Raw genomic sequence first — 12,673 nt, 5'->3', positions numbered from 1 at the left:
GTTATCTTAACATAAAGGAGGTGAAATAATGTCCAATATCGTACTTATTAGTGATAGCTCTTGTGATTTACCAGAATCTCTTGCTACAAAATACAATGTGGAGATTATTCCCTATTATGTTTCTTTCGATCAAGAAACATATTATCGTGAAATTACAGAATTATCACTTACAGAGTTTTATAAAAGACTTAGAGCAGAAAAGATTTTTCCAAAAACATCTCTTCCATCAATCAATGACTATATGGAACGCTTTACACCACATGTAGAAGTTGGAAAAAGCATTATTTGTGTATGCTTATCTAGCAACTTTAGCGGTTCTTATAATGCAGCCGTTAATGCACGCGAACTTATTTTAGAAAATTATCCTAATGCAAAAATCGAAATTATTAATTCATTAAATGCTACAGGTGGTCAAGGACTTCTCGTTCAAGAAATTGGTCGCATGATTGACGTTGGACTTGAATTTGAAAAAATCGTTGAAACAGCTTACAAACTTCGTGAAAACGCAAGAATCTTCTTCTTCGTTGAAACACTTGATTATTTAGAACACGGTGGCCGTATTGGTAAAGCATCTGCTCTTCTTGGTACAATGCTTAATGTAAAACCAATCATCATCTTCAAGATGGTGCCCTTTTCCCATGTGGTAAAGTCCGTGGTACTAAAAAAGCATTTGCTAAAGTTGTAGAACTTACTAAAGAATACTTAGACGGCAACGCTGATGCCTACAACTACACTATCGCTCAAGCTGATAATGTCGAATACGCAAAAGTAATGCATGAACTTGCAGAAAAAGAACTAGGTATTACAATACCAACAGATTATAGCTTTATTGGAACAACAATTGGTGTTAATACAGGGCCAGACGTTGTAGGAATTTGTCTTGTTCCAAAATACGAAGCATATTTATAATTTATATAGATTTAAAAGAGGTACTGCAAATAATTTGATTCTTACTCAACTTTTGGGAAGTGCACCTACTTTACTAAAGGTGAATGTGTTAATATAATGCATTCACCTTTAGTAGTTTTTGTAAACTAAAGTTCATACTTTTAAGTTGAAATGTTACATAACATTTCTTAAAAAGGTTGACTAAATTGGATCTACCATATAAAATACGTTTAATGAATTTGAATTTGTTGTTGTTTCCTTCAACAAATCCACTACTTACGTTATGAGATATCGTATTCTTGATCAGGGCGATATCTTTTTTTATGACTTCTACAAAACCTTTAATATAAAATGTTTCATACGCTTTAATAAATCCATCTAATTGATTGGAGTCTTTTCCCATAAGTATCGTATAAAAACTATTATATGCATCTTCTAATAGACTAACTATCTCATAGTAGTTCTTAATGATTTCGATATATTCTTTTATCCCATCAGTACCTATATTCCCTGAACTTTTTTGTAAAATAGAGCTTAATATTTGATGATGTTTAATAACAGTTATTTCTTTAGGGTATTCTGTTTTATATGCCCAATTTATATGTAATGCATTATTAAAGTTATTTTTAGCAAGTACTGCGATATAGTTTTCTAATGTCTTTAAATTCCCATCATAGCCCATTCGTAAGACATATGATAAAATGACGGCAGGATCTATTTTATCATAAAGTATTTTATAGATAATATTTAGATAATCATCAACTACTGTCTTTCTTTTTTTATAATTTTTAGGGGGGGCTAATAAACGGATATCCTCTTCTGTCATCTGAACATATTTTCGTGCAGTAACTAATTTTATATGGAATTCATCTGCAATAATTTTAGTATTTCTACCTCCAAGCTCTTGCCATCTTTTATAAATATCTCTTTAGGTAATTCCACCTTAAATAAGTCCCTTATACGATTGATTAAATTTTGAAGTAAATGAAATCGGTCTGCCACTTGAGTACATGTAGGCAATATTTCATTAATTGCCTTAGCATAAGTACTTGCTCGATCACATGCAATAAGTTTGATTTTTTGTGTTCTTTTAACCATATCTTTAATGTCGGAGCATCTCGTCCTTCTAGTAACGCAATGAGGTGATGGTCATTTAAATCATAAATTGCTGTAGCATAGGTGTGGCCTTTTCGAATGGCAACATCATCAATACCTTCAGCTTCAACCTCAGGATTATCCTCAATAATAATTTTATCGTAAATTCTTTTAATAGTATCATTACTTATTCTTACACCTATAAAAGAAAGTACTTTGCTAGCTCCCTCATTACTAAGAAAGATTGAAACAGTTAGAATAAGAGATGTGAGTTCAGTTGTTCTTACCTGGGAAGCAGATGCAAATGAAAGTGTTTCCATAATCACTTTTGTTTCACAGGATTCATTGAGGCATTTATATTTATAGGCAGTAACATGAAGATAGGTTGTTTTTAAATGTATAGGCACCGCTTGTATTTTACGAACATATGTAGCATGAAAAAAGCTACTCGTCTCTCCACAATTTGGACAAATAGCTTTACATGATTTAGATTTTATATAGATATGTATTTCTTCACCAGATTCTACCCAGTCATAGACTAGATAATCCTTACCGAATAATTTTTCGTTGATATTTAATTCTTTGTATTTCATTTATAATGTTACCCTTCGCTGATATAATATCAGTCTATCAAAACATAGGAAATAGCTCAACAAAAAAGGCATTCAAAAATACCACTTTTTTTGTCGAGCCATCTTTAAAATACCCAAAGTTGAGTAAGAACCAATAATTTTGCAATACCTCTTTTTTAATTACTTTGAATACCTTTAATCTCTATAATCGGAACTTTAAAAGTATAATAAATAGCTGCGAACCCTAATATTTCTGAAGCTGTAAAAGATGGAAATACTCTTGCCCCTCCTATATAATAGCCAAGGCCATCTAAAATTAATGTAATTTGCGCTAAAATTAATATGATATATTCTACCCTTAATTGTATATTCTTATAGCGCACTAAACCAATAATGCTTAAAACGATAATCACCGCAATAAAACTGCCTTGTACAATACTTAGATATAATGGAAAAGAACCTGTAAGCTGCAATACATAGCCATACCTGCTGCCTTGTATAATTTGAGTGGGTTGCCTCACAATAAGATATGTATAAAACAAAATCCAAGGCAAGAAGCATAATAAATAATACGGATATTTAATCTTTTCACGATATAAAGGGGTAATATACCAAAGGGCTGAAGCAGTAGGAATGGTGAGACCTATACTAGTTGCGAAATAAAAATATCTTAGTTTCATAAGGGTTGAAAACTCTAAATGATCACCATATGCAACCAGCGTCATATAACGTGTAATAGAAAAAATCAATAATATACTGCAAACCTGTCTTAATACTGTAAATTTATTACCCTTGATTACAGATAGATTTAAAAGCAGCACATATATGCCTAATACGCATAATACAATCAGCAAAAAATATCCTCTACTCATACGCTTTCCTCCACTTATAATTTGTCTTATTTTTATTTTATAGATAAACTCTCCTATTTAGAACCTAAAATTCTTGAAATATAAAACAAAAAAGAAGTTCCACAATTCTGAGTTCTTACTTAACTTTGGGTAAGTGCACCTCCTTTACTAAAGGTGAATGTGTTAATATAATGCATTCACCTTTAGTAGTTTTTGTAAACTAAAGTTCGTACTTTTAAGTTGAAATGTTACATAACATTTCTTAAAAAGGTTGACTAAATTGGATTTACCATATAAAATACGTTTAACGAGTTTGAATTTGTTGTTGTTTCCTTCAACAAATCCACTACTTACGTTATGAGATATCGCATTCTTGATCAAGTCGATATCTTTTTTTATGCCTTCTACAAAACCTTTAATATAAGATGTTTCATACGATTTAATAAATCCATCTAATTGATTGGAGTCTTTTCCCATAAGTATCGTATAAAAACTATTATATGCATCTCATAAGCGTTAACTTATAAATAAAATTTTCCAGTAATAAATTCAATAAAAATGGGAAATCTCTATAGTCTAATAGTACTCAGATTAGGAGGTTTCCTATGCATATCACAAGATTAATATCTAGACTTTTTAAACTTTTTATACTATCTTTTATAGAAAAAGTTACAAAATTAACTGGTTTTATGAATCGTCATTCTAAAATTCCTAAAGACATTTACAAAAGCAATGTCTTTAGGAATTTTAGATTCAAAGAAGCTCACCGAAGAAGTGATTGCTGAAAAATGTGCTGTTATTCAAAATAATGGTGAAGATATTGACTCACATAAGCGTCAGCTTTTACATTGGAATCTTATGAGTACTAACATCAGCAAAGAAATCCTTAATACATCTATTATTACAGAGCTTTATCGTATACGATGGCAAATAGAACTTCTTTTTAAGGTTCTAAAAAGCACCTTTTCCCTAGATAAAATGCATGTAGGTAAAACTAAATATGTAGAAGCAATTCTTTATAGGAAACTTCTAGGAGCATTACTTACAATGCCACTTTATGATAGTGTAGATCAAAGCATATTTAAGAGTCAGGGGAGAAGCGTAAGTATGCAAAGATTTTATACATTACTGCTTGTAGACTTATATCAATTCTATACACTAAAAAGAATCACACTACATACTTACGAGACGTTTTCTAACTTAGTTCAAAGAATAGGAAAGTTGGCTTTGCATGAAAAACGCTTAAGACAAACTACCTATTCTAAAATAGAAGGTTATTTAGAACAACTTATTGTTGCTGGAAAAAACTTAGTCTTAAGTTAACGACTATAATATGCATCTTCTAATAGACTAACTATCTCATAGTAGTTCTTAATGATTTCAATATATTCTTTTATCCCATCAGTATCTATATTCCCTGAACTTTTTCGTAAAATAGAGCTTAATATTTGATGACATTTACTAACAGTTATTTCTTTAGGATATTCTGTTTTATATGCCCAATTTATATGCAATGCACTATTATTAAAGTTATTTTTAGCAAGCACTGCGATATAGTTTTCTAATGTCTTTAAATTCCCATCATAGCCCATTCGTAAGACATATGATAAAATGACGGCAGGATCTATTTTATCATAAAGCATTTTATAGATAATATTTAGATAATCATCAACTACTGTCTTTCTTTTTTTATAATTTTTAGGGGAGTCTAATAAACGGATATCCTCTTCTGTCATCTGAACATATTTTCGTGCAGTAACTAATTTAATTCTTTGTATTTCATACACTTTATCACAGATTTCAGATAAGTAATTTACATCTTCTTCTGCATGGGCTGAATCCTCTATAACAAGTACTTGTTTTTTACGATATAGTGGTCCATCGCAAGTTGCACAATAGCTTACGCCTTTATCTAAGAATTCATTTTCTCTTTCAAGTACTTTGTTCTTTGATAAACCATTAGCTAAAATTACTCTTCTTGCTTCCACAAATTCATTTTCTACATTGAATATATAGTAGTCACCCATTGGGAAAATTTCAATAACCTTCGATTATTGAATCTCTACACCAAGTTCTTTAGCATGACTAACGAAATGTTCCATCATCGCTTCACCACTTGTACCTAATATGCCAAGATAATTGTCCACGCACTCTGCTCTATAAATAAAACTTGTACTTGGTGGATTCCCAAATACTTTAACTTCTTGTTACGAATAACACCTGAAATAACTACTGATAACCCCGCTAGACCAGCAACAATAATTGCGATATCTAATATTTCTACCTCCTCGTTTTGTCAGCTTTTATGTCACACTGCTTCAATTAGGATAATTTTCCTATTAGTATTGTATTACAATTTATATCTAAAGTGTATTATTAGTGTCTTGTTAACATACATAAAATAACTCCTATTCAAACAATCTGTAAGCCAAGTTATTTGAATAGGAGTTATTTCTATATACACTATTTGATTGCTACTAATGATTTCATTTTTTCTTGCATCTCTAACATCTTATAACGGCTAATAGACAATTTATCACCGTTTTCCATGGTTAATGTAATGCCCCCAATGCTTTTAATGTAACAGACATTTACAATACATGCACGATGGATACTCATAAATTCTGGCTCTTTTAAAATATCTTCTAAATCTTTGAAACGTACAATTTTGGTTTTAAAAGTTCCATTAATCGTGTGTAAATGAACGTGCCTGTCACTATAAGAAAAATACATAATTTCTTTTGCATTCACACTTACACGTCCCATTGTTGTTCTAAAACTATAAGTACTATTTTCTTCGCTAAAATTTAGCATTTCCATCACCCCACTACCATTTTATAAATGTTCTTAAAAAAATACAATATGTGATTATGCCCTTATTTTTTCGTGCTTTAGTACTAAAAAATACAAAAAAGGGAGGTTCGTGTAATATTTTGACTCATAGCAAGAAATTCTTGCTATATTACTTATAAATTTTATGAAATATGCTACAATATGGATAGAAATTATTCATTTATTAGGAGGTCAATTATGGAAAATAAAAAACTTTATTTTAAAATTATTGCCGAAAATATGGTTTCAGAAATGGCAAAACGCGGTATAGAAGGTCATTATGTCTGTTCAAAAGAGGAAGCAAAAGACAAAGCACTTTCTTTTCTCGAAGATGGTATGACCATTACTTGGGGAGGCTCTATGACACTGAGTGAAATCGATCTTTTTAAAGCCCTTGAGCAAAAAGGCACTTATAATTTACTTGACCGCTCAAAAGTATCAGCCGAAGAAGTCCCAGATATTTACCGCAAAGCTTTTACAGCAGATACATATTTTATGAGTACAAATGCGATCACACAAAAAGGAGAACTTGTCAATACTGATGGTACAGGAAACCGCGTGGCAGCCCTTATTTATGGTCCAAAACAAGTCATAGTCATTGCTGGTATGAATAAAGTAGTCAAAGACGTAGATGCTGCTATAGAACGTATTCACCAAATTGCTGCACCAATCAATGCCATGCGCCTTAATAAACAGACACCATGTGGCAAAACAGGTACTTGTCACAATTGCCTATCTCCTGACTGCATTTGTATGCAAACTGTTGTCACACGTAACAGCAAACCTGAAGGACGTATTAAAGTAATCTTAGTAGGTGAAGCATTAGGTTATTAATTTTCAACCTATTTCCATATTTTAAAAATACGTAGGCAAATGTTGACAAAATAATTATGACATGATATTCTATAAAAGCGTTCAGCATATGAACGCTTTGCTCTCGTGGCTCAGTCGGTAGAGCGTCGCCTTGGTAAGGCGGAGGTCGGCGGTTCAAGTCCGCTCGGGAGCTTAGAGCTTATAAGCAAAACCCCTAAAACATGTGTTTTAGGGGTTTTTATTTTACATTCTCTTTGTTAAAATATCTATTTTCAGTTCATGTACTGCACTTATTATTTTTTAATTTTATTTCAAGTAAACTCAACTCATTTCACTAATGTTTAGTTACTAACTAAAATTTCCATTGACTTATGCTTCTAAAATATGCTTTACAGACTCAAATAAATAATTTCTATATTTATCCAATAAAGTTAGATACACTACAGGTATAATTACTTGGATTGCTATTCACTTTTCCATGTTTTAGGAACTACTAAATAATGCTGTTTTATAGCATTGCATCTTGGTTACATGTTTGAATAGCTGATTTTTTATTTTACACTTTAAGTTGAACCTACTGGTAACAACGGCTGGGCTTTGTTACATTGTATGATAGGTAAATCTATGGCTTCTTTAAATTTGGCATTATCCTTAAGACGACTTACGAAGTAAATTTCCTTTGAAGTATAGCTGTCAAATTTTTTATACTCAATGTAGCCTTTATCACAAATGTAAACTGTTCCTTTATCTGTCATTAGTTTATCCATTTTTGTTCGATCATGACATGCTGCATTAGAAGAAATAATACGCTCAGGTACACCTGTTGAACCATCGATACTTGTATGCATTTTTATACCAGCTTTTGTCTTTCGGAACTTTGCCCAGTCAAAAAAACGTAAACACCTACTTACAGTAGTGGAGTCAATCATTTTGACTGAACCAAATTTTTTAAGGCGTTCATCTATTGTAAGCGTTGAGACACAAGTATTAATCAATTCTTGCATAATAGGAAGAAATACTCTGTAATCTCTAGTGTTATTATGATTTGATAAAGTTGCTAAGCTGATGTCTGGTAAGATTTCTGACATTTGCTCAGTCATACTTTGTTTTAAATCACGAAGTCCATCATGTTCACAAATATGAAAATAAATCATACTTGCAAGGTGTTCATGTGTAAAAAATTTATTCTTTTTAAAATCGGTATTTAGTTTAACAGTATATTTTTGAAGTAATTTCCAATCGATAAGACCTATAAATTTTTCGAATAAGGTAATATAATTGTCCATAGTCAGCTCCTTTGTGTTTGGTATGGTCTAATAATTATATTAAACCTCAGGATGCTGGCTATTTTCATGTCTAAAATTATGGAAATTTAACTTTTAACATAGTAACTGTTTTCATGTCAATGGAAATAAAACTTAAGTATCCCCACACCTAATAAAAAGATACCCCCTAGCAAAATCAATGTTATTAAGTTAATATTGTGTTAGAAACGTACTCTTTAGAAAAAAGAAGTTGAAGATTCATTTCTTCAACTTCTTTTCTATTTTTAGGCATTACAGATAGACAAATTTGCATCTATCTCAAAATTTCTATTCAATTATAAAAATTTTTACTACCCTATAAAAGAAGCTATAAAAAATCTTGATAATTAGGTGTTGTTTTCTATGCCTATCAGGCTTTATAGGAATAAGATTTTTGCAATTATGGCTTCTAAATCAGGTGGTGTTGCTTTTCCATGATAGGATAATCTACACATATGTACTGCAACTGAGAAATTATCTTTATATGTATGTTTTCTCTGCTTTTTTCAATGACTACGTGCGAGGTGATTATTTCTAAAAAATTATACATTTTATATGTGCATAGCTTTCCTGTTTGATGCACATCACCTTCTTTAAATTAAAATGTAACACTCCAATCGTATATTTTAAATCTCTAAAAGATGTTTCAATCCCTCAACGAGAAGCATACAGTTTTTTCACTTTATCAGGAGGGTATTCCTCGCTGTTTAGATTTGTAACTATGGTTTCATATGAAGTTTCTGAAATAGAAAATCTCACTATTCTAAAATGTAATTCATAGAATTTAGCAGGTTCAGATTTCTTATTTTTAAGTGGTAAATAATCAAACAGTTGAGTTGAAGAAATACTTCGATAATGGTTTTTGTTTTTGAAAAGTTCTTTGACTTCATTTGTTTTCTTTCTTGTAAGTTTTAATGAATAACGAGAACTTTAGGAATTGCAGAACGATTGACCATTTCTTGTAAAGTATTATGTTCATTTTTTTCTTTAGACTTTTGTATTATTGCATCATGATAAATAGAATGATTTATATTATACAATGCATTTATATGCAGAAGATTATATGGTTTTCTTCCATCTTTTCCAGAATGAAATAAATTTAGAGCATCAGGATTAGTTGGAATATGTACATCAGACCCATCAACAGCAAGTATAGGCATATCTTCATTAAAGTTAGCCATAAGTTTGCTTGAAAAGCCATCAAATATGTTCTTAAACGCTTCAGTCTTTATCTTTTTTCTCTGCTGAACAAACGCAGAAGAAGTTGGCGTATCTGCAGATGCACCAAATAAATCTAATAATTCATTTGTAAGACTTCCACTTCCCATTCCAATGATTCCAGCTAAAACCTTATTCATAGGCAATTTTCTTGTACGTAAAAAATCACAATTTGGATTAGTACAATAATCATGCAGATTATTACTTATCTTTTGAATTTCATTTAATAAAAGTTTTTTAATTGGGTTTTGTTTCATATGTATCCTCCTTGTAACTAAGTTTCCTTTAATTACAAGGGCCGCTCTCACTACCTTTATATTCAGTCAGTAATGAGAGCGGACACACATTTTTTTAGACTTGTCAATATTTTTTCAAAAAAGATTAATATAGCATTTGATTAGTATAGAGATCTTTTTGGTCATCTTAACTTAATGACATTGTTTTGCGATACCCCCTTTCTTATTTGTTTAGTATGACTTTCAGCTTAAATTCTCCATCGCTGCATTGCCATTTAATTTCACCATTATTTCTCATGGCTGCTGCTTGCATGCTATTGATGCCTATGCCGTGATGTTCTTTATCTTTTTTGGTGGTTAAAAGTCTTTTACCTTCTTGAGCGATTTCTTTCATGCTATTTAATACAGTAATACATGTAACTGACTTTGTGTTTTCTATTTTAACTTCAATATAACGTTCTGCTTCATCTTCAATGCGCATGGCAGCTTCAATGGCATTATCTAAACTATTGCCTAGAATAATGCAAAAGTCCATTTCATCTATATTGAGTGCTTCAAATTGGCCTTCTACAAGAAAATCAATATGGCTTTTTTGAGCTTTTAAATATTTTTCATTCATAATAGCATCTGCTATCTCATGATTAACACTAATACCTGCATAATACTTACTATAGTTTTGGTTCATCTTCGCAATATATTCTCTAGCGCGTTCAATATTTCCCATTTGAAGCAACATATCTATACAACTAATATGATTATTAAAATCATGCCCCATCTTTCTTCTTCTTTCATCAAGCACCTTATTGCTTGATATAAGATCAACTAACGATTTATTTTGTGCCCGTAGAATCTGCTTTTCTTCCTGCTCTTGTTTCTTTCTCCTGAAACTTAATAGTAATATGATAATATTACTAAAGCCTCCCAAGACACCTATTATAAACCCTATCATTTCTTCTTTCTCAAATATTCTTTCCATCATAAGTAAAAGGCTTATTCCCCCTATTGCCTCGCCTCCAAAAAGTATACTTGTTTTAAATAAACTTAATTCTTCATTATTTTTCTTACCGCCTACTAGGATACTAAATGTAGCTATCTCATATAGGCATAAGCTATACCCTAAAATATACTTCACCACTTGTAGCATCGTGTTCCCTCTATTCTCTTTTTTATTTAACGTTATCTCTATATCATTGTCTTTATATTTTAAATTTTATCAACATTCATTCTACCTTTTATTTCTTTTTTTGACAAGGTTATTCCTGTATTATATTCCACGTCTTTTTATAATTCGTCATATTAATTATAAATCCCCAAAAAACAAGCACATTATATGGCATTTTGACATATAGTGCGCTTGTTTTTTCTACTCGTCTCCTACAATGATTGGAAATACTTCTTCCTCAAGATTAAAATATTTCATAAAGAGTAATTGACTGCCTACTTCTTCATAGGTATTGCCACATCCTTTATAAGTTGTATCACTATAGAGACGTACTTTATCAAACTCATAAATTGCTTTAAACCCTGCAATAATTTCATCTACCTCTGGTATTTGCTTACTTAAAATATCAATAATATTTAAGATACCATCTTCAAAATGAACTATAACATATGTATCACTTCTTTAAAGTTGTAAACTTTAATCTCTCCATTACTACATTCAAAGTGCCTTCTTGATGCGTTATTAATCCATTTCACACCTTTGCTAAGCACGGTAAAAGTTTCAGGATATTTTTTAATATCTTCGTCTAACTTTGTAATATCTATCAACTGTGGCGCTTGACTTTTTTCAATCTTTGCTGTTTTAATACATATTTGTCGATCTTCAACATATTTAAATCCCAGCTTTGTGTACATAGGTGTTACAGCTTCGTGTGCTATTAAGTATACAAAATCTACTTTTTCCTTATAATCCTCAATGATACGCTTCATAAGGTCCTCTAGTAAACTTTGATAACGGTATTTAGGATGTAAAAGAATATGTTCTAAGCTAATTGCACTTTTGTGAACACCCTCAAATAACATCTCCTGCTTACATACAGATACATTTGCGATTACCATCTCATCTTTTACAAAAGAATACGGAATATATTGTTCCTGCCAATATCCTTTTTCATACCATTCTTCTAATGAATAACCACAGTTTTCCTGTATTAATGCATTTAAACTACTACGAATTATTTTGTCCTCTTTATAATCTTTAATAAAGGTTAAATCTCCCATTCTTTTACCCTCCATTATTAATAGCTTTTCATTTATTATACAACAACATCTAATTTTTGAACTCTTTTTACTCATTATTTTTATTTTAAATTTATTTATAATATTTTAATTTATTCATAACGTTTGAATAATTATTTTAGTAAATAAATATAATTATAAACAAAAAGAAGTACACCAATGTACTTCTTTTTGTTTATAATTAGCTACTAATAACTTTTCAATCCAGCCTTTTTTGTACTTCAATGAAATATAACCTACAAAACTCATAACAAAGGCGCCTACAATATTTATGATTAAATCTTTCATTGTATCCACAAGTGCCACTCTACCAATAAGCTTCCCCCACCTTCTAATACAAATTTTTGCATATTTAAACCTAATAAGCCATCAAAATTAAATTCATAAATCTCCCAGACCCCCCTAATGTTACTGCGAAACAAAAAGCACATAAAGCAGCAAATACTGGACTTAATTGCAATGGAATCTTTTCTTCTTTGTTTAATAATGTAACAAATGAAAATCCAAGTGCTCCTAACATAGCACCACTAAAAGTATGTAAGATTGTATCCCAATGAGGAACTACATAATAAAAACTTTTAACTTCACCTAAATAAATGGCACCATATAAAAACAAAGTATAA

12 protein-coding genes, 1 tRNA gene and 3 pseudogenes are annotated in these 12,673 nt (G+C 30.8%); 4 read left to right on the top strand and 12 right to left on the bottom strand.

Annotated features, from left to right (window positions below; translation table 11 throughout):
• The first annotated feature begins 28 nt into the window (after positions 1-28).
• Positions 29-909, top strand: a pseudogene (locus JCM14822_RS00080) (DegV family protein).
• Between the two features lie 88 nt (positions 910-997).
• On the opposite strand, the gene JCM14822_RS00075 reads toward JCM14822_RS00080, so the two are convergent.
• From JCM14822_RS00075 to JCM14822_RS00060, 4 genes and pseudogenes are all read right to left on the bottom strand, one after another.
• Positions 998-1,714: a transposase gene (locus JCM14822_RS00075; RefSeq protein ID WP_054738516.1), complete on the bottom strand. Its 717-nt coding sequence runs from the start codon at positions 1,712-1,714 to the stop codon at positions 998-1,000.
• 29 nt (positions 1,715-1,743) lie between these two features.
• A pseudogene (locus JCM14822_RS00070) lies at positions 1,744-2,576 on the bottom strand (transposase).
• Positions 2,577-2,731: 155 nt separating this feature from the next.
• Positions 2,732-3,427, bottom strand: a complete 696-nt coding sequence (locus JCM14822_RS00065; RefSeq protein ID WP_054738511.1) for a hypothetical protein — start codon at positions 3,425-3,427, stop codon at positions 2,732-2,734.
• A 162-nt stretch (positions 3,428-3,589) separates the two neighbouring features.
• Positions 3,590-3,883 carry a transposase gene (locus JCM14822_RS00060; protein ID WP_054738509.1) on the bottom strand — a complete coding sequence of 98 codons (294 nt, stop codon included), beginning with the start codon at positions 3,881-3,883 and terminating at the stop codon, positions 3,590-3,592.
• Between the two features lie 255 nt (positions 3,884-4,138).
• Between JCM14822_RS00060 and JCM14822_RS00050 the strand changes: the two genes are divergently transcribed.
• Entirely contained in the window at positions 4,139-4,729 is a 591-nt protein-coding gene (locus JCM14822_RS00050) for a transposase (protein ID WP_083461177.1), read from the top strand.
• Here JCM14822_RS00050 and JCM14822_RS21130 read toward each other — a convergent pair.
• On the bottom strand, positions 4,726-5,394 hold the full coding sequence (locus JCM14822_RS21130) for a thioredoxin-disulfide reductase (protein WP_174888017.1): 669 nt from the start codon (positions 5,392-5,394) through the stop codon (positions 4,726-4,728). The two genes, JCM14822_RS00050 and JCM14822_RS21130, sit on opposite strands and share 4 nt — an antisense overlap.
• A 475-nt stretch (positions 5,395-5,869) precedes the next feature.
• Positions 5,870-6,220 carry a LytR/AlgR family response regulator transcription factor gene (locus tag JCM14822_RS00040; protein ID WP_054738497.1) on the bottom strand — a complete coding sequence of 117 codons (351 nt, stop codon included), beginning with the start codon at positions 6,218-6,220 and terminating at the stop codon, positions 5,870-5,872.
• A gap of 216 nt (positions 6,221-6,436) precedes the next feature.
• Between JCM14822_RS00040 and JCM14822_RS00035 the strand changes: the two genes are divergently transcribed.
• Together JCM14822_RS00035 and JCM14822_RS00030 are read left to right on the top strand one after the other, a co-directional pair.
• Complete coding sequence (locus JCM14822_RS00035; RefSeq protein WP_054738494.1) at positions 6,437-7,072, top strand: lactate utilization protein; 636 nt, start codon at positions 6,437-6,439, stop codon at positions 7,070-7,072.
• A gap of 99 nt (positions 7,073-7,171) precedes the next feature.
• Positions 7,172-7,244 (top strand) — tRNA-Thr (locus JCM14822_RS00030).
• A gap of 370 nt (positions 7,245-7,614) precedes the next feature.
• On the opposite strand, the gene JCM14822_RS00025 is transcribed toward JCM14822_RS00030, so the two are convergent.
• The 6 genes and pseudogenes from JCM14822_RS00025 to JCM14822_RS22935 form a co-directional block, all read right to left on the bottom strand.
• On the bottom strand, positions 7,615-8,337 hold the full coding sequence (locus tag JCM14822_RS00025) for an IS4 family transposase (protein WP_054738493.1): 723 nt from the start codon (positions 8,335-8,337) through the stop codon (positions 7,615-7,617).
• 929 nt (positions 8,338-9,266) lie between these two features.
• A complete protein-coding gene (locus JCM14822_RS21350; protein ID WP_054738492.1) occupies positions 9,267-9,830 on the bottom strand; it encodes a hypothetical protein in 564 nt (187 codons plus the stop codon).
• A gap of 202 nt (positions 9,831-10,032) precedes the next feature.
• A complete protein-coding gene (locus JCM14822_RS00015; protein WP_054738490.1) occupies positions 10,033-10,953 on the bottom strand; it encodes a sensor histidine kinase in 921 nt (306 codons plus the stop codon).
• A 458-nt stretch (positions 10,954-11,411) separates the two neighbouring features.
• Complete coding sequence (locus tag JCM14822_RS00010) at positions 11,412-12,032, bottom strand: GNAT family N-acetyltransferase (protein WP_054738488.1); 621 nt, start codon at positions 12,030-12,032, stop codon at positions 11,412-11,414.
• A gap of 153 nt (positions 12,033-12,185) precedes the next feature.
• Positions 12,186-12,356, bottom strand: a complete 171-nt coding sequence (locus tag JCM14822_RS22940) for a hypothetical protein (protein ID WP_207643244.1) — start codon at positions 12,354-12,356, stop codon at positions 12,186-12,188.
• 52 nt (positions 12,357-12,408) lie between these two features.
• Positions 12,409-12,673: pseudogene (locus JCM14822_RS22935) on the bottom strand (hypothetical protein); the annotation flags it as partial.

The organism is Cellulosilyticum ruminicola JCM 14822 (assembly GCF_001311925.1).
Lineage (GTDB): Bacteria > Bacillota > Clostridia > Lachnospirales > Cellulosilyticaceae > Cellulosilyticum > Cellulosilyticum ruminicola.
Note: the sequence above shows the minus strand (reverse complement) of the source record. Positions and strands in the feature narration are given on the sequence as shown.